Raw genomic sequence first — 16,540 nt, 5'->3', positions numbered from 1 at the left:
CCTCAGACGGTCCCGGGCTCTGTGCCCGTCACGATCGGGACGCGCACGGCGCTGCCCCACTCCGTCCACGAGCCGTCGTAGTTGCGGACGTTCTCGAAGCCGAGGAGGTGCTTGAGCACGAACCAGGTGTGGCTCGAGCGCTCCCCGATGCGGCAGTAGGCCACGACGTCGTCGCCGTCCTGCAGCCCGGCGCCGTCGCGGTAGATGGCGTCGAGCTCGGCACGGCTCTTGAAGCCGCCGTCCTCGGCGACGGCCTTCGCCCACGGCACGCTCTGCGCGGTGGGGATGTGGCCGGCCCGCAGCGTCCCCTCCTCCGGGTAGGCCGGAGCCGTGGTCCGCTCGCCGCTGTACTCCTCCGGCGAACGGACGTCGATGAGCGGATTGCCGAGGTGGGCGAGCACGTCCTCCTTGTAGGCGCGGATGACCGAGTCGTCGCGCTCCACCACCGGGTACTCCGTGGCGGGACGGTTCGTCGCCTCCCGGGTCAGCTCGCGGCCCTCCGCGATCCAGCGGTCACGACCGCCGTCGAGGAGGCGCACGTCCTCGTGGCCGAAGAGGGAGAACACCCACAGCGCGTAGGCGGCCCACCAGTTGTTCTTGTCGCCGTAGATCACGACCGTGTCGTCGCGGGCGATGCCCTTGCGGCTGAGCAGCTCGGCGAAGCCCTCACCGTCGACGTAGTCCCGCACCACCGGGTCGTTGAGCTCGGTGTGCCAGTCCACCTTCACCGCTCCGGGAACGTGGCCCGTCTCGTAGAGGAGGACGTCCTCGTCCGACTCGACGACCACGAGGCCGGGCTCTCCCAGGTGGGCGGCGAGCCACTCGGTCGTCACCAGGCGGCCGGGCTCGGCGTACTCGGCGAACTTGGGGGAGGAGGAGTCGAACTCGATGGCCATGGGGTCTCCGTAGCGGTGAGCGGGCGAGCGGGCGGTGCGGACGGCGTAGTGTGGATCCGTCCCTTCGACGATAGATCCTCCGCGCGCCCCCGGGACCCGATCCGTAAGACTTCGACACAGGCCGTTGCCTGATTCAGGACCGTGATGACCGACCCGACCACCCGCACCGGAACCGTCCACCTCACCGAGCGCACGCCGACGGTCAGCGGACCCGAGATGCTCGCGAGCCTCGTGCCGCCGCCGCAGTTCGACGACGCCACGTTCGACAGCTATCGGGCGGACCCCGCCTACCCGTCCCAGGAGGAGGCGAAGCAGACGCTGCTCCGCTTCGCAGGACGCGGTGCTCCCGTCAAGCGCGGCGGTCTGTTCAGCCGGGCCAAGAAGGAGCCGGAGCTCAAGCCCGGCGTCTACCTCGACGGCGGCTTCGGCGTGGGCAAGACCCATCTGCTCGCCTCGATCTACCACGCGATGCCGGCTCGACGGAAGTACTTCGGCTCGTTCATCGAGTACACCGCCCTGGTGGGTGCCCTCGGCTACAAGAACACCGTCGACCTCCTCAAGGGCGCCGACCTCCTCTGCATCGACGAGTTCGAGCTCGACGACCCGGGCGACACCATGGTCATGACGCGCCTGCTGGGGGAGCTCGTGCCCACCGGCACCCGGCTCGCGGCCACGTCCAACACGCCGCCGAACGCGCTCGGCGAGGGGCGCTTCGCCGCGCAGGACTTCCTCCGCGAGATCCACGCGATGTCGGACAGCTTCCAGACCCTGCGCATCGACGGCGTCGACTTCCGGCAGCGCGCGATCGACGGTCACGCCGTGGCGCTGGACGATGCCGCCTACAGCAGCGCCGTGGACGCCGCCGCGGCGGACGGCGCCGTCTCGGACGACGCGTTCGATGACCTCATCCGGCACCTGGCGCAGGTGCATCCCTCGCGCTACATCCGGCTCATCGACGGCCTGCACCGGGTGGGGCTGCGGGGCGTGCGCCAGCTCACCGACCAGTCCGAGGCCCTGCGGTTCGTCGCCTTCGTCGACCGCGTCTACGACGCCCAGATCCCGATCCTCGCGACGGGCCTCGGGCTCGACGCCGTGTTCTCCGACGAGATGCTCGCCGGCGGCTACCGCAAGAAGTACCTGCGCGCCATCTCCCGGCTCAACGCACTCACGCATTCTGCGTAAGCCCGCAGGCCGGCGTAACGCGATGTTCACACCCGGAGCCCGGCTGTAACCGCGGGGAAACAAACCTCACGCATGGGCGAAATCGCCCGTGGTCACACTGAAGCTCTCAACTACTTCGGATGTGAGGTTTTCCTATGGATGCTCCCGGCAACATCTCGTGGGCGATCACCGCGACGGCACTGGTGCTGCTCATGACGCCCGGCGTCGCGTTCTTCTACGGCGGTCTCGTCAAGGCGAAGAGCGTCGTCAGCATGATGATGATGAGCTTCGGCTCGATCGGACTCGTCGCCGTGCTGTGGATTCTGTTCGGCTTCTCGATGAGCGCCGTCGACAGCCCGACGGCCTTCGCGGGCAACCCGTTCGCGGACATCGGCCTGTCCAGTCTCGCCTCGGGTGAGGGATCGAACGTCGCCCTCCTCAGCGTCGCGTACGGCGCCACCTTCGCGATCATCACCGTCGCCCTCATCTCCGGGGCGATCGCCGATCGGGCGAAGTTCGGCAGCTGGCTGATCTTCGCGGGCGTCTTCGCCACGGTCGGCTACTTCCCGGTCGCCGCCTGGGTCTGGGGCGGTGGCTGGATCATGAACCTCGGCACCACCCTGTTCGGCGAGGACAGCGGCATCGGCGTGATCGACTACGCCGGCGGCACCGCCGTGCACATCAACGCGGGTGCCGCAGCCCTCGCCCTCGCTCTCGTGCTGGGCAAGCGCATCGGCTTCCAGAAGGGCATCCTCAAGCCGCACAACGTGCCGCTGACCCTGCTGGGTGCCGCGCTGCTGTGGTTCGGCTGGTTCGGCTTCAACGCCGGTGCGGAGTGGCTCGCCGAGGACATGGGCGGCGTCGGCCTCATCGGTCTGAACACGCTCGGTGCAACCGCGGCCGCGATCCTCGGCTGGATCCTCATCGAGCGCATCAAGGACGGCAAGCCCACGTCCGTCGGTGCCGCCTCCGGCGCGGTGGCGGGTCTCGTGGCGATCACCCCGGCGTGCGCCAACCTCACCCCCGGGTGGTCCCTCCTGCTCGGCGCGGTCGCCGGCATCGTCTGCGCCCTCGCCGTGGAGCTGAAGTTCCGCCTCGGCTTCGACGACTCGCTCGACGTGGTCGGCATCCACCTCGTCGGCGGTCTCATCGGCACCGTGTACCTCGGCTTCTTCGCGACCGGCACCGGCCTGTTCGTCGGCGGCGACGCCCGCCAGCTCGCCGTCCAGGTGATCGCCGCCGCCGGCGTGCTGATCTACTCCTTCGTGGTCGCCTGGGTGATCGGCTTCGTGATCCAGAAGACGATCGGGTTCCGCATCACGAACGAGGACGAGATCGCCGGTGTCGACCAGGTCGTCCACGGCGAGGAGGGCTACGCTCTCGCGAACGCGTGACGACGGTTAGGGTGACCGTGTGGGCACGACCAGCAACGGCATCCTGAAGACACTCGCGGATCTCCTGCGCCGAGCAGTGGGCTCCCCCCGGGCGTCGCGGACCTCTCCCGGTCCGCGGCGCCCGGACGCGCGTCTGCGGACGGCCGAGGAGCGCGAGCGGCGGTCGGCATCGGATGCCGGCGTCGAGCCGGGACGCGCCCGCGGGACCGAGACCGTGCGGCTCGATGCCGGGCGCATGCCGGCCGTCCGCGTGTCCTACGCGCCGCAGCGGGACGGGGCCCCGGATGCGGGCGAGGTCGTCTGGACCTGGGTGCCGTACGAGGAGAACGACGGCCGAGGCAAGGACCGACCGGTGCTGGTGATCGGACGGCAGTCGTCCGAGCGGGTGTACGCGGTGCGGATGACCAGCAGGCCGCACGACGGCGACCGTGACTACCTCTCGATCGGGAGCGGGGAGTGGGACGGGCAGGGCCGCGAGTCCTGGGTCGACATCGAACAGCTCTACAGCGTCCACGAGCGTGGTCTGCGCCGGGAGGCGGCGGCCCTGGACCGTACCCGGTACGCCCGGGTCGCCGCGGCGCTCCAACGGCGATACGGGTGGGCACAGAGCTGAGGCGGACGCCACGTTCCCATCCGATGGGGGCAGGGCTCCGAACCTTCCTGTGAGTCGCCGCCGGCGGCACCCAAGGAGGAATCATGCGTTTCATCCCGACCAAGGTCCATGGAGTTCTCGACTACGTCGTCGGAATCGCCCTGATCGCCGCGCCCTGGCTCTTCGGCTTCGCCGGCATGGGCGGAGCCCCCGTCGTCATCCCGATCGTCCTCGGCATCGGTCTCATCGTCTACAGCCTCTTCACGAAGTACGAGTGGGGTCCGTTCGGGCTGATCCCCATGCCCGTGCACCTCGTCTTCGACATCGTCGCAAGCCTCTTCCTCGCCCTGTCGCCGTGGCTGTTCGGCTTCGCGGACGAGGCGCTGAACGTCTGGCTCCCGCACGTCGTCGTCGGTGCCGCCGTCATCGTCGTCGTGCTGTTCTCCCAGCCCCAGCCGCAGAGCACGCGCGGACGCGCGGCGACCGCCTGACGCCGGACACGACGAGGGGCGACCGGATGCCGATCCGGTCGCCCCTCGTCGTCGCGAGGACTACTCCTCGTCGTCGGCCTCGGCCTGATGCTCCTGCTGCTGCTCGGTGTCGACCTGGGCCGGAGGCAGGTCCTGGAGGAACTGGCGGTCGCTGTTCGGGTCGCCGCTCCCGTCGCCGGCGAGCGGATCCTGCGCGCTGACGTCGTCGGCGGGGATGTTCTCTCGTCCGTTCATGTCTGTCCTCTCACGCGGGGCGCCGGGTGCGCCCTTTCATGGGCGAGTCTGCCTGCCGTCCACGAAGGTCGGGATCCCCTGGTGCGATCGGACGCGTGGTGATAGGCGGCTCAGCCCCGGAGAGCGGCGCTGATCCAGCGGGCGTACTGGTGCCAGGGGTCGCCGCCCTGCTGCAAGCGGGCGATGTGAGCGCGGATCTCGGGCGTCAGAGTGAACCACTCGCCGCCTTCGCGGGCGGAGGCGAACTCGCGATGCCGCTGCTGTTCGCGCACCCGGTCGCCCTGCTCGAAGGCGAGGAGCTCGTCATGACGGATGCTCGCGAGGCGGCGCCGTGGCTGCCTGCTCGTGCCGATCTTCACCCTGCGGTCGTAACGGAGGTAGTACACGACGTCGATCCGCGGGAACGGCAGGTCGGGGTCGGGGGAGTCCCCGTAGCGCCAGTCGCAGAGCGCGCAGTGCCACGCATCGTCCGTCCGCAGCCCGGTGAGACCGCCGCACAGCGGGCAGGGTCCGGGGAGAAGGCAGGGTTTCGGCACCGGAGCAGCGTACGTCGTCCCTCGGACATCGCTGCCACTTGGCAGCAGCCGGCGCTCCTGTCAACCACTGCCGCGGAGCGTCGTCCCTTGCCAGACTCGGCCTATGGTCTTCATCGGATTCCACGCCTCCCATGAGCAGATCCCGCCCAGCGCCTTGCTCGACGCGGTCGTCAGCGCGGAGTGGGCCGGCTTCGACGGGGCGATGTGCTCCGATCACCTGGCCCCGTGGCTGCCCGAGCAGGGGGAGTCGGGATTCGCGTTCAGCTGGATCGCCGCGGCGCTGGCCCGCACCCGCTTCCCGATCGGCATGGTCAACGCGCCGGGACAGCGGTACCACCCCGCGATCGTCGCGCAGGCATTCGGGACACTGGAGGAGATGTTCCCCGGACGGTTCTGGGCCGCGCTCGGCAGCGGGGAAGCCATGAACGAGCACGTGACGGGCGACGTCTGGCCGGCCAAGGACGTCCGGAACGCGCGGTTGGGTGAGAGCGTGGACGTGATCCGTCGACTGCTGGCCGGAGAGGAGGTCGACCACGACGGTCTCGTGCGCGTGCACCGCGCCCGGGTCTGGACCCGGCCGGCGCAGCCGCCGCCCCTCTTCGCCACCGCGGTCAGCCCCGAGACCGCGGAGTGGGCGGCCGGGTGGGCGGACGGGCTCGCGACCGTCGCCCAGGAGCCGTCCGCGCTTCGGAGGGTGGTCGAGGCCTACCGCTCGGCCGGAGGACAGGGGCCGTGCATCCTGCAGACGCACGTGAGCTGGGGCGCCGACGATGCCGAGGCGTACACGGTCGCGAAGGAGCAGTGGCGGCAGGGGATCGTCACGCCGCCGCTGGCGTGGAACATCGAACAGCCGGAGGACTTCGATGCTGCCGTCGGCGAGGTCGACGAGACAGCCCTGCGACGAGCGGTCCTCGTCGATCATGACGCCCGTTCCCTCGCGGGACGACTGGCGGAGCTCGTGGGCATCGGCTTCGACCGGATCTACCTGCACCACGTCGGTCGGGAGCAGACCGGATTCCTGAAGGCGGCCGCCGCCGAGATCCTGCCCGCCCTGAGGGAGCGCACATGAAGATCACCGATACGAGCGACCTCTGGTGGAAGACGGCCGTCGTCTACTGCCTCGACGTGGAGACCTTCCTGGACGCGGACGGCGACGGCGTCGGCGACCTCCGCGGCCTCGCGCAGCGGATCGACTACCTGTCGCAGCTGGGCGTGACGTGCCTGTGGCTCATGCCGTTCTATCCCTCGCCCGACCTCGACGACGGCTACGACGTCAGCGACTTCTACGGCGTGGACCCTCGTCTGGGCACCCACGGCGACCTCGTGGAGGTGATCCGCACGGCCCGCGACCGCGGCATCCGGGTGATCGTCGACCTCGTCGTCAACCACACCTCCGACCGCCACCCGTGGTTCCGCGCGGCGCTCCGGAGTGTCGACTCGCCCTATCGCGACTACTACGTGTGGCGCGACGAGGCGCCGCCGAAGGGCCAGAAGAACACGGTGTTCCCCGGGCAGGCCGACGGGATCTGGACGAAGGACGAGAAGTCGGGGCAGTGGTACCAGCACAGCTTCTACGAGCACCAGCCCGACCTCAACATCGCCAATCCCGTGGTCAGGGATGAGATCGCGAAGGTGATCGGATTCTGGCTGCAGCTCGGCATCTCGGGTTTCCGGGTGGACGCCGTGCCGTTCCTCCTCGAAGTCCCGAAGACGGCCGACCTCCCCGACCCGCACGAGCTGCTGCGGGACATGCGACGCTTCCTCCAGCGTCGGTCCAGCGAGGCGATCCTGCTCGGCGAGGTCAATCTCCCGTACGAGGAGCAGCGGGCGTACTTCGGGGGCGCGGACGGCGATGAGCTGACCATGCAGTTCGACTTCGTGGCGATGCAGGCGCTCTATCTGTCGCTCGCCCGCCGCGATCCCGCGCCGCTCGTCGAGGCGCTCACGGCCCGCCCGGTTCTCGGGCCGGAGGTGCAGTGGGCGAACTTCCTCCGGAACCACGACGAGCTCACCCTCGACAAGCTGAGCGACGCCGAGCGCCAGGAGGTCTTCGAGGCCTTCGCCCCGGACGAGCGGCAGCGGGTGTTCGGGCGCGGGATCACCCGACGGCTGCCGCCGATGCTGGAAGGCGATCCCCGGAGGATCCGGATGGCCTACAGCCTTCTCTTCACCCTCCCCGGGACGCCGGTGCTGTTCTACGGCGAGGAGATCGGGATGGGCGAGAACATCGCCATCGAGGGGCGGCAGGCCGTACGCACCCCGATGCAGTGGTCGGCGGATCGCAATGGCGGCTTCTCCGACGCCCGCCCCTCGCGTCTGGTGGCGCCGCTTCCCGCGGACGGCTATGCCCCGGCGCACGTGAACGCCGCCGCGCAGCTCGAGGACAGGGGATCGTTGCTGCACTTCGTCCGCGACCTGATCGCGCGCTACCGGGTGTCGCCCGAGCTCGGGTGGGGCACGTTCGGCGTCATCGACCAGCCGCAGGAGGCGCTGCTGGTGCACTCCCTGGAGGCGGATGTGGGACGCACGATCGCCGTCCACAACTTCGCGGAACGGCCGGCGACGACGCGGTTCCGGCTGGGGGAGGAGCCCGCGGGCACGACCCTGGTCGACCTCCTCGACGCGCGGCGCGTGCCCCTCGACGACGACGGCGGGGTGGAGCTGGAGCTTCCTGCCTACGGCTACCGGTGGCTGCGTGTCTCGCGCCCGGGGGACGGCAGGGTCCTGTGACCGCTGGAAACACCGAAGGCCCCGGGTGACCGGGGCCTTCGGAGGGATTCTGTGGGCGATACCGGACTCGAACCGATGACCTCTTCCGTGTGAAGGAAGCGCGCTACCAACTGCGCCAATCGCCCATACCCGCGGGGTACGTCAACCGATACTACCCGACCCGCGAGTGCCCCGATGACCAGTCGGGGAGACACGCGCGAGATTCGCCACGGGTTTGGCGGAGCGCGGATCATCGGCTAATGTTTCATAAGTGCCCGGGGCAACCGGGAACAAAATGCGGATGTAGCGCAGTTGGTAGCGCACAACCTTGCCAAGGTTGGGGTCGCGAGTTCGAGTCTCGTCATCCGCTCGAGTGCAGTAGATCTTCTCGAAGATCGGCGGCACGTGGGGTCAATCCACACGGTGGCGTGGCCGAGCGGCTAGGCACCGGCCTGCAAAGCCGTTTACACGGGTTCGAATCCCGTCGCCACCTCACGGGAAAACTGAATAGCCCCAACGGGCGCGATTGGCGCAGCGGTAGCGCGCTTCCCTGACACGGAAGAGGTCACTGGTTCGATCCCAGTATCGCGCACCACCTGAAACCCCCGGTTCTGCCGGGGGTTTTTTCTTGCCCGCGCGCGACGTCGCAGATCTGCGCGAGGTCGCAGCCTCACGGCGGAGCCCTGCGACCTCGGCGCGAATTTCCGAGTCGGCGCCGCCGGGATCGAGTTCGAATATGTGTTCGAATATCGGTATCCTGGAAGAGGCCGGAGGAAGGAGCCGGTGTGGGGAACTCGGGTCGCGCGCTCTCCGCGTACAACGACATGCGGTCGCAGCATCAGGCCATCGAGGCCGCCGCACGCCGCGGCCCCCTGCAGTCCCTGTCCGATCGCGAGCTCGCCTTGCGCGAATCCGCCATCACCGTCTATCCGCACGCGCTCCAGCGGCGGGTGCGGGCGTGGGTGCGGTTCGGCCCGGAGGCGATCCGCGTGGAGGCCAAGGTCGTCCGCTCCACTCCGCTCGCGGCGGGCATCGAGTTCCGTGCCGGCGAGCGCACCTACCGCTGCTGGGTCTGGGGGAACGCCGTGCAGCCGGTGGAGGCATAACCGGGGAGTGGACACCGCTCGCACGAACTGTTCGTTTCCTGTCCGCACAACGGTGTCTTCGTCTTCCCGGGTGCGGTGCCGGTGACAGGGTGGACGGACATCACCACCAGCGGTCGACGATCGCACCTCCGTGGGACGAGATCTCGTGGCGATCATCTCAGGAAGGGCGGACATGGGCAGATTCATCTACGACGGAAGCACCAAGGTCGAGGTCGAGGACCGCGCGCTGCGGCATCTGCAGCTGGTGATGACCGCGAAGCTGCGGCGGGGCGAGCCCTTCCCGTACACCTGGAAGGAGGACGCCAGCATCGGGGGCGGACGGATCACCGTCTGGCTCCACGCCGGGAGCTCCATGGTGTTCAAGTACGTCGGCAGCCGCCAGCCGGAGATCAACCGGGCCTGGGTCGACGCGCTGGCGTACACGGCGAACTCGCCCGGTGGTCTGTATCTCGTGCCGGAGCCCGCCGGGAGCGCCGTCACCGGGAACCTCGACGGGGCGTAGGGCACGGGACGGCGACAGCACGGACGCCCCCTCCGCGAGGCGAGGAGGAGGCGTCGCGACGTGGTGCACCGAGCGTCAGACGCGCGCGGTGCCGGCGCCGTTCCGCGGGACGCGCGGCTCTCGACTGACGAAGATGCCCAGCAGCACCATGCCGATCGCGAGACCGAGGTGGAGCCAGTTGTCGGCGTTGTTCACCGGCAGGAAGTTCAGCTGCTCGTTGCCGACCGCGATGAGGCCGTACAGCCAGACGACGAGGTACGCGAGCCCGCCGATGATGAGGTAGAGGCGGGAGGCGCGCGGCGAGGCGGCGAGCGCGATGCCCGCGACGGCGAACAGCAGGTGCACGACGTTGTGCAGGACCGAGACCTGGAAGAGGCCGAGGAGCAGGGCCTCCGATGCTGCTCCGGCACCGTGCAGGTGTTCGGCCGAGTGGGTCAGGCCCGGGATGAAGCCGGCGATGCCGACGATGAGGAAGACGATGCCGACGATCAGCGCCGTCTTCTGGATCGGTGTCTCGGCGTAGCGGGTGGTGTGGGTGGTGTCGCTCATGATCCCTCCAAGGTGGGTGCGGTTGCCCGAAGGTAGAACCCCGGGGTACGGGCTGAGAGGGCATTGACGCGGCGGAAGCGGCGCGGTAGCTTCCCCCGCGTCCGCGAGCGCTCCGGCGATAATGCGCTCGATGCCCGGATTGTCAATCCCCCTCGGCGTCGTCACGGCCGCTTCTTACGCTCGGGCCATGACCGATGCTGCTCTCGACCGCACCTGCGGGCCCGTCTCTGCTCCCGATCGCGACGCGGCGACCGGGCTGCGACGCATCGACCATCTGGCGCAGCTGGCCGCCGTCGTCCGCGCATGCCCCGGCCTGCACGTCCGCTACTCGGAGGGGCCGGATGCGGATGCACGCCGTTCCAGCGTCGACACCGAGAGCGGACTCGAGCTTCCCGGCCTCTCCGTCAATCCCTTGGATGCCGAGCGCTGGTGGACGCGTCCGCTGGAGGACTGGCTCGCGCGCCAGCTCTGTCAGTACCGACACCTCGCCGAGAAGGATCCGCAGCGCATCGCCTGGGTCCTGCGAGGCGAGCACTGCGGCCGGGGGCCCGACTGCGAGCCGCTGCTGCGGGAGGTGGAACCCATCGCCGTGATCGGCGCACACGTGCTGCTCGAGGCCAGGGAGCGGTACGAGCGCAACTTCGATGCGGGTCGCGGACCCGCCGACGACGAGGAGGACCGGGGATGAGCAGAGGGCGGCAGTGGACGGAGGTCGTTCCCGGTTTCTTCGGCATCAGCGTGGCGGACGTCAACTGCTACCTCGTGCAGACCGCGGACGGGCTGACGCTGTTCGATGCGGGACTGCCGCGGAGCAGGGGCGTGCTGCGCGACCTGCTCAGCCACCTCGGGGCGACGGAGTCCGACATCGATGCGGTCGTCCTGACGCACGGGCATTTCGACCACGTCGGTGTCGCGTGCGCGTTGCACGAGGAAGGGGTCTCCGTGTTCGTCCACCCTCGCGACGCACAACTGGCCCGTCATCCCTACAGCTACCGTCCGGCCTCACCGCGCGTCCCCTACGTGCTCACCCATCCGCGGGGGATCCCGACCATCACCCGGATGGCACTCGCCGGAGCCCTGAACGTCCGCGGCGTCGAGGCGCAGCCGCGCGTGAGACACGAGCATCCGATCGACGCCCCTGGGACCCCCCTCGCGCTGTGGACTCCCGGGCACACGGAAGGGCACTGCGCATACCTGTTCGAGGAGTCCGGGGTGCTCATCGCCGGCGACGCCCTCGTGACGCTCGACCCGTACACCGGCGAGACCGGACCCCAGATCGTCGCCAGGGCGGCCACGGCCGACACCGCGGAGGCGATGGATTCGCTGGACACCCTGGCGCGCACGAGCGCGCGGGTCGTCCTGACGGGCCACGGAGAGCCCGTCCTGGACGGTGTGGGGCCCGCGGTCGCCGCCGCCCGGCGACGCGGACCCCACTGAGTCCTCGACCTCAGTCGAGCAGCGTCTCCCCGATGTAGCCGCCCTCCGCGCACCCCGGGGGCACCGCGAACACGGCGGATCCGATCGGGACCGTCCACTCGTTGAGCAGGTCGAGCTCGTCGAGCCGTTGCTGCATCGGGACGAACTGCCGCGCGACGTCGGCCTGGAACGCGGCGAAGAGCAGCCCGGATTCGGAGACGCCGTCTCCGGCCGGGCGCTCGTCGTAGTTGTACGCCCGTCGGAAGATGCGCTCCGTCCCGTCCCCGCGTGCGCGCCGGATGTGCGCGAACGCCGGGATGACGGGGAACCCGATGGCCGTCGTCGCGTCGAAGTCCGGCTCGTCGAACTCCGACGTCCCCGTGAGCGGCGCACCGTCGCGGAGCGTCCGCCCCACCGAGGCCTCGCGGCCTCCGCGATCCAGGCGGTCCCAGGCGTCGAGGTCCATGCGGATGCGGCGCAGGACCATGCCTGTGCCGCCGGCCAGCCAGCCGTCATCGCTCCACACCACCTGGTCGAAGTCCGCGGTCCCCGGCTGCGGATTGCTCGTGCCGTCGACCTGGCCGAAGAGGTTGCGCATGGTCGTGCCCGGTCGCTCAGTGCCGTGTGCCCGGCGGAAGCCCTGCTGGATCCATCGGACGGTCGCGAAGCCGCGCGCGTCCTTCAGGAGCATGCGCTGCGCGTGCGCGACGGTCAGGGGGTCGTCGGCGGCGATCTGCAGGAGCAGGTCTCCGTCCGAGAACTCCGGCTGCAGGCGGTCAACGCGGAACGCGGGCAGCGGAGCGAGCCACGCGGGGGTATTGCCGCCCGCTCGTGCCACGAGCGCCGGGCCGAAGCCGAACGTGACGGTCAACCGGGCAGGGGCGACGGCGAGCTCCGACTCGGAGTCCGCCAGCGCCCCGCGTCCCTGGGTGAGCCGCGCTGCGTCGTCCGTGAGGATCCGCAGGAGCCGGCGGAGCGCGTCGCGGTCGACCTCCGGCCGGAGGTCGAGCGCCACGAAGGAGCCGTGCGCCTGGGCAGGGGTGTCGATCCCGGCCTGATGGACACCGTGGAACGGGACGGTGAGGGAGCCGTTGAGCGGTGCGGGGGCCGCGGGAGCCTCCGTGTCCGCCCGCGTGAGGGCGAGGTCGGCCCCGACCGCGACGGCGGCGCCGACACCGGCGACAGCCCCTCCGAGGAGGAACTGCCGCCGGGTCGAGCCGGTGCGGCCGGTGCGCGCGCCCGAGACGCGCGCGGACATCAGTGGTCCATGCCCTCGTGGTCGTCGGCGCCGTCGTAGTTCTCGTTCGCGCCGGAGTAGTCCTTCACCGGTGCGGCGAACTCGAACGTGGAGTCGTCCGACAGGGTGACGGTGAAAGCGACCTCGTCACCGGCTCTCAGAGGCTCGGAGAGGTCCATCATCATGATGTGGTTACCCCCGGGCTCGAGGGCGAGGCTGCCGCCGGCGGGGACGACGAAGCCCCCGGCGATCTCCCGCATGACCATCTCCCCGGCCTCGTTCTCCACGGTCTCGTGGAGCTCGATCATCGGCGAGGCGGCGGAGGTGACCGATGTCACCGTCACGTCCTCCTCGCCCTCGTTGACGAGCACGCCGAAAGCCGCGGACATGCCTTCGTCGGCCGCCTTGACCCAGGCGTCGTCGATCCGGAGAGCGTCGCTGGCGGGGGTGCTGGTCGGGGTCTCGGTTTCTGTGGGCGCGGTGCACCCGGTGAGCGCGACCAGCGAGAGGAGGATCGCCGCGCCAAAGCGGGGGAGAGAAGTGCGAGTGTTCATGATGATGCCTTTCAGGAGTTCTCTGCCGTGTCGTCGCCGGATTCCGGCGGCACGGCCGCCGCGCGGCGGCGGCGGAGGATGAGGAGGAGGGCGAAGGCGGCGACGGCGAGTGCCGCGCCTGCCCCGCCGACGAGCAGGACCCGGATCGGGCCGCCCGTCTCGTCTGCGTTCTGATCCGATGCGGTCGACGATCCGCCCGTGGCGGACGCGCTCGACTCCGGGTTCCCTGTCGATGCCAGCGGGACGGCGTCACCGATCGCGAAGGGGATGACCCCCGCGATCGGATGTCCGTCCTCGGAGACGACCTGCCAGCGCACCTGGTACCCGCCGTCCGGCATGTCGGGCAGGAGGGCAGCGGTGACGTTCCGTCCGCGCACCTCCACCTCGCCCGTCGCCCAGTCCTCGCCCTCCGCGTCGACGACGAGGACGACGGCCCCGGCGGTCGACTCGTCGAGGACGAGGAGTTCACCCGAGAACGTCATCGTGACGCTGACGGGCGCGGTGTCGAGCCGTTCCCCGTCGGCGGGGCTGCTCTCGATGAGTTGGTCATGGGCGGTCGCCGGCGCTGCCGTCGCGAGGATCGCGACAGCCGCCAGCACCGCCCCGGCCGCGAATCTGCGGACAGGGGACATGGAAGAGCCTCTCTTCAGACGTCGCCGAGCGACGCGGGTACCTGCGTTCGGACGCGCGTCACAGCGGACGGCGCGAGGACGCACCGCACGGCGGGAGGCCGCGGGCGCGGATCAGAGCGCGGGGAGAGAGGGCGGGGCGCGCCCGAGAAGCGGAGTGAGGAGGCGAAGACCACGGCCCGCCGGCACGAGGAAGAGCCCGGCGAGGCGGAACGGAGAAGCAGCGGCGCGCGGGGCGAGCGTCGCGTCCGCACGCCGACGCACCCAGCGGACCAGACGGACGGCGAGAGCGCGCAGGGTGAGCAGCAGCCGCTCCCCGCGGTGGAGCGCCGTCACCGTGACGACCGCGGCGAGGGCATGTCCGAGCCACATCGCGGCATCCCCGCTCGCGACGACCGCAGAGCCTTCGGCTGCGGGGAGCACGAGCGGAGCGCCGTGCACGTGACGGATCGCCGCGCCGGACGGATTGACCGTGCCGAGCACGAAGAGGACGTGGAAGAGGAACTGGCTCACGACCACCGAGAGCGTGAGCCGGGTGAGGGAGAGCCTTCGTCCGGCGAGGAGCACGCTCACCATGAAGGCGAACAGCCAGGGCACCAGGATGCCCAGAGGGCCCGGCATCTCTCCGCCGCCGCTCACGTGACCCGCCAGGGCCACGAAGATCGCGAGCGACGAGGTCGCGAAGCCCCGCACGACGGCGGGCTTGCGGGACGGGCTCACGGGCACCAGTCTGCCATGCGCCGGCGGTGGCCGCGGGCGTGAGCCAGGCGTCAGCTCCGCGGTGCGCCGGAGCGCTTCACGACGTCGTAGGCCGCGAGCGCTGCCTTCCGAGTCTCACCGAGGTCGACGATCGGCTCGGCGGGGGCGCCCGCAGCCCAGCGGCCGATGTACTGCCCCTCGCCGTCGAACTTCTTGGCCTGCAGCTCCGGGTTGAACACACGGAAGTACGGGGCGGCGTCGGCACCGGAGCCCGCGACCCACTGCCAGTTGAACGGATTACTCGCGTCGTCGGCGTCCACCAGCGTGTCCCAGAACCACTCCTCGCCGAGCCGCCAGTCGATGAGGAGGTTCTTGACGAGGAACGATGCCGTGACCATCCGCACCCGGTTGTGCATGTACCCCGTGTGCCAGAGTTCGCGCATGCCCGCGTCGACGAGGGGGACTCCGGTCTCGCCGTGCTGCCAGAGCTCCAGCCGCGCGGGGTCCAGGGGAGGCCACGGGAACGCGTCGAACTCGCGCCGCAGGTTCTTCGTCGCGAGATCCGGGAAGTGGAACAGCGTGTGCCAGGCGAACTCGCGCCAGCCGAGTTCCGAGAGGAATCCGCCGGCCCCGTCGACCTCGATCGCCTCGTGCCACACGGTGAACGGACTGAGCTCGCCCCAGCGCAGACGCGGGGACAACCGGGAGGTGGCACCGGCAGCCGGCGCGTCGCGAGCGTGGTCGTACGTGCGGAGGTCTTCGGCGAGGAAATTCCGCAATCGGCGGCGCGCGGCGGGCTCGCCGGGCTCCCAGGTATCGCGCAGACCGCCCGCCCAGTCTGGGGCGGTGGGCAGGAGCCTCCAGTCGTCCAGCGCGTCGGAGCGGAGCCGCCTGCCGTCGCCGCGGAGCTCTCGAGGCTCAGGGAGCGGGGCGCGCGGGGCCGGGAGGGCCAGGCAGGCCCGCCAGAACGGCGTGAAGACCGAGTAGTGCGTGCCGCTCCCGGTGGTGACCGTCCACGGCTCGTGCAGAAGCGACGCCGCGAAAGACGCCACCTGGAGACCGTCGTCGCGCAGCGCCGCCTTCAGCCCCGCGTCGATCTCGCGCCCGGCCGCCCCGTAGCGGCGGTTCCAGAAGATCGCTCCGGCGCCCGACTCCGCAACCAGCTCCCGCACGATCCGGTCGGCGGGCCCGCACCGCAGCACCAGCGTCGCCCCCTTCTCCTGCAGCCGCTCGGCGAGCGAGGCCAGCGAATGGTGCAGCCACCAGCGCGCCGCGCCGCCCAGCGGACGGATGCCGGGGGACTCCTCGTCGAGGACGAAGAGCGCGATGATTGGTTCGTCGCGCTCGACGGCGGCACGCAGCGCGGGGTTGTCGGCCAGGCGGAGATCGTCGCGGAACCAGACGATCGAAGGCGAGGTCATCGGGTCGCCCACAGGGCCCAGGCGATCAGCAGAGGTTGCAGGAACAGGCGGCCAAACCGCCGTCGGTCCGTATCGAGTCCCGGCGTCGATCGCCCGGTGCGCCACTGGTGCCAGTTGCCGGGGAAGACCGCGGCGAAGAACCCCGCTGTCGCCCACCCCATCTTCCGTCTTTCTCGCGGCAGTGCCACCAGCCCCGCGGCGAGCGCGACCTCGGCCGCACCCGACGCCAGGACGATCGTGTCCTTGTCCATCCGGGTCAGGTGGGTCGCCCAGTCGGGCACGACGACCCGGAACCCGCGGGTCTGGGTGAAGTGCAGCACGCCCATCGCCCCGAGGGCGAGCGCGAGGAGCCAGCGGGCGATCGTCCGTGTCATGCGCCCACGCTACCGTCCCCGTCGGACGCCGCGGCTGTCA

Annotated in this window: 20 protein-coding genes and 4 tRNA genes; 13 read left to right on the top strand and 11 right to left on the bottom strand. The window is 70.4% G+C overall.

Annotation, left to right across the window (positions count from 1 at the left end; genetic code table 11):
- Nucleotides 1-2: 2 nt before the first annotated feature.
- Nucleotides 3-896: a sulfurtransferase gene (locus C6C15_RS09070; RefSeq protein ID WP_105949886.1), complete on the bottom strand. Its 894-nt coding sequence runs from the start codon at nt 894-896 to the stop codon at nt 3-5.
- 144 nt (nt 897-1,040) lie between these two features.
- On the opposite strand from C6C15_RS09070, the gene zapE reads away from it, so the two are divergent.
- From zapE to C6C15_RS09050, 4 genes are all read left to right on the top strand, one after another.
- Nucleotides 1,041-2,078: a cell division protein ZapE gene (gene zapE, locus C6C15_RS09065; protein ID WP_105949885.1), complete on the top strand. Its 1,038-nt coding sequence runs from the start codon at nt 1,041-1,043 to the stop codon at nt 2,076-2,078.
- 134 nt (nt 2,079-2,212) lie between these two features.
- Nucleotides 2,213-3,451, top strand: coding sequence for an ammonium transporter (locus tag C6C15_RS09060; protein ID WP_025103552.1), 1,239 nt, complete (start codon nt 2,213-2,215; stop codon nt 3,449-3,451).
- 19 nt (nt 3,452-3,470) lie between these two features.
- On the top strand, nt 3,471-4,064 hold the full coding sequence (locus tag C6C15_RS09055) for a type II toxin-antitoxin system PemK/MazF family toxin (RefSeq protein WP_025103551.1): 594 nt from the start codon (nt 3,471-3,473) through the stop codon (nt 4,062-4,064).
- Between the two features lie 83 nt (nt 4,065-4,147).
- The gene (locus C6C15_RS09050; protein ID WP_060922080.1) at nt 4,148-4,534 is read left to right on the top strand and encodes an SPW repeat domain-containing protein; all 387 of its coding nucleotides are present in this window, start codon (nt 4,148-4,150) and stop codon (nt 4,532-4,534) included.
- 60 nt (nt 4,535-4,594) lie between these two features.
- Here C6C15_RS09050 and C6C15_RS17075 read toward each other — a convergent pair whose 3' ends face one another.
- Together C6C15_RS17075 and C6C15_RS09045 are read right to left on the bottom strand one after the other, a co-directional pair.
- Entirely contained in the window at nt 4,595-4,768 is a 174-nt protein-coding gene (locus tag C6C15_RS17075) for a hypothetical protein (RefSeq protein WP_153244978.1), read from the bottom strand.
- Nucleotides 4,769-4,878: 110 nt separating this feature from the next.
- Nucleotides 4,879-5,304 (bottom strand): GIY-YIG nuclease family protein, encoded by a 426-nt coding sequence (locus C6C15_RS09045; protein ID WP_105949884.1) that lies wholly within the window; start codon nt 5,302-5,304, stop codon nt 4,879-4,881.
- Between the two features lie 103 nt (nt 5,305-5,407).
- Between C6C15_RS09045 and C6C15_RS09040 the strand changes: the two genes are divergently transcribed.
- Together C6C15_RS09040 and C6C15_RS09035 are read left to right on the top strand one after the other, a co-directional pair.
- The gene (locus C6C15_RS09040; RefSeq protein ID WP_105949883.1) at nt 5,408-6,373 is read left to right on the top strand and encodes a TIGR03885 family FMN-dependent LLM class oxidoreductase; all 966 of its coding nucleotides are present in this window, start codon (nt 5,408-5,410) and stop codon (nt 6,371-6,373) included.
- A complete protein-coding gene (locus C6C15_RS09035) occupies nt 6,370-8,034 on the top strand; it encodes an alpha-amylase family protein (protein ID WP_105949882.1) in 1,665 nt (554 codons plus the stop codon). Before C6C15_RS09040 ends, C6C15_RS09035 begins: the two co-directional genes overlap by 4 nt.
- Nucleotides 8,035-8,086: 52 nt before the next feature.
- Here C6C15_RS09035 and C6C15_RS09030 read toward each other — a convergent pair.
- Nucleotides 8,087-8,159, bottom strand: a tRNA-Val gene (locus tag C6C15_RS09030).
- Nucleotides 8,160-8,310: 151 nt separating this feature from the next.
- Between C6C15_RS09030 and C6C15_RS09025 the strand changes: the two genes are divergently transcribed.
- The 5 genes from C6C15_RS09025 (at nt 8,311) to C6C15_RS09005 (ending at nt 9,621) form a co-directional block, all read left to right on the top strand.
- A tRNA-Gly gene (locus C6C15_RS09025) sits at nt 8,311-8,383 on the top strand.
- Between the two features lie 52 nt (nt 8,384-8,435).
- Nucleotides 8,436-8,506 (top strand) — tRNA-Cys (locus C6C15_RS09020).
- 27 nt (nt 8,507-8,533) lie between these two features.
- Nucleotides 8,534-8,608: transfer RNA gene (locus C6C15_RS09015), tRNA-Val, on the top strand.
- A gap of 190 nt (nt 8,609-8,798) precedes the next feature.
- A complete protein-coding gene (locus tag C6C15_RS09010) occupies nt 8,799-9,119 on the top strand; it encodes a hypothetical protein (protein WP_231919620.1) in 321 nt (106 codons plus the stop codon).
- Between the two features lie 172 nt (nt 9,120-9,291).
- Nucleotides 9,292-9,621: a DUF7882 family protein gene (locus tag C6C15_RS09005; RefSeq protein ID WP_105949881.1), complete on the top strand. Its 330-nt coding sequence runs from the start codon at nt 9,292-9,294 to the stop codon at nt 9,619-9,621.
- 75 nt (nt 9,622-9,696) lie between these two features.
- Here C6C15_RS09005 and C6C15_RS09000 read toward each other — a convergent pair whose 3' ends face one another.
- Nucleotides 9,697-10,170: a DUF4383 domain-containing protein gene (locus C6C15_RS09000; protein ID WP_105949880.1), complete on the bottom strand. Its 474-nt coding sequence runs from the start codon at nt 10,168-10,170 to the stop codon at nt 9,697-9,699.
- Between the two features lie 187 nt (nt 10,171-10,357).
- Here C6C15_RS09000 and C6C15_RS08995 point away from each other — a divergent pair, with 187 nt between their 5' ends.
- Together C6C15_RS08995 and C6C15_RS08990 are read left to right on the top strand one after the other, a co-directional pair.
- Nucleotides 10,358-10,858 carry a DUF6098 family protein gene (locus C6C15_RS08995; protein ID WP_234024109.1) on the top strand — a complete coding sequence of 167 codons (501 nt, stop codon included), beginning with the start codon at nt 10,358-10,360 and terminating at the stop codon, nt 10,856-10,858.
- Entirely contained in the window at nt 10,855-11,607 is a 753-nt protein-coding gene (locus tag C6C15_RS08990; protein WP_105949879.1) for an MBL fold metallo-hydrolase, read from the top strand. Before C6C15_RS08995 ends, C6C15_RS08990 begins: the two co-directional genes overlap by 4 nt.
- A gap of 10 nt (nt 11,608-11,617) precedes the next feature.
- Here the strand turns inward: C6C15_RS08990 and C6C15_RS08985 are convergent, their stop codons facing one another.
- The 6 genes from C6C15_RS08985 to C6C15_RS08960 form a co-directional block, all read right to left on the bottom strand.
- Nucleotides 11,618-12,844 (bottom strand): Dyp-type peroxidase, encoded by a 1,227-nt coding sequence (locus C6C15_RS08985; RefSeq protein WP_105949878.1) that lies wholly within the window; start codon nt 12,842-12,844, stop codon nt 11,618-11,620.
- On the bottom strand, nt 12,844-13,377 hold the full coding sequence (locus C6C15_RS08980) for a copper chaperone PCu(A)C (protein ID WP_105949877.1): 534 nt from the start codon (nt 13,375-13,377) through the stop codon (nt 12,844-12,846). Before C6C15_RS08980 ends, C6C15_RS08985 begins: the two co-directional genes overlap by 1 nt.
- A gap of 11 nt (nt 13,378-13,388) precedes the next feature.
- On the bottom strand, nt 13,389-14,009 hold the full coding sequence (locus C6C15_RS08975; RefSeq protein ID WP_234024108.1) for a copper resistance CopC family protein: 621 nt from the start codon (nt 14,007-14,009) through the stop codon (nt 13,389-13,391).
- Nucleotides 14,010-14,120: 111 nt separating this feature from the next.
- The gene (locus C6C15_RS08970; RefSeq protein WP_158698537.1) at nt 14,121-14,726 is read right to left on the bottom strand and encodes a hypothetical protein; all 606 of its coding nucleotides are present in this window, start codon (nt 14,724-14,726) and stop codon (nt 14,121-14,123) included.
- Nucleotides 14,727-14,776: 50 nt separating this feature from the next.
- The gene (locus tag C6C15_RS08965; RefSeq protein ID WP_105950795.1) at nt 14,777-16,126 is read right to left on the bottom strand and encodes a cryptochrome/photolyase family protein; all 1,350 of its coding nucleotides are present in this window, start codon (nt 16,124-16,126) and stop codon (nt 14,777-14,779) included.
- A complete protein-coding gene (locus C6C15_RS08960; RefSeq protein ID WP_060923166.1) occupies nt 16,123-16,500 on the bottom strand; it encodes a DoxX family protein in 378 nt (125 codons plus the stop codon). The genes C6C15_RS08965 and C6C15_RS08960 overlap by 4 nt, the downstream gene beginning before the upstream one ends.
- Nucleotides 16,501-16,540 lie beyond the last annotated feature (40 nt).

This window comes from Microbacterium sp. str. 'China' (genome assembly GCF_002993305.1).
Classification (GTDB): Bacteria; Actinomycetota; Actinomycetes; order Actinomycetales; family Microbacteriaceae; genus Microbacterium; species Microbacterium paraoxydans.
The sequence above is the reverse complement of the archived record's forward strand: the minus strand, read 5'-3'. Positions and strand labels throughout refer to the sequence as shown.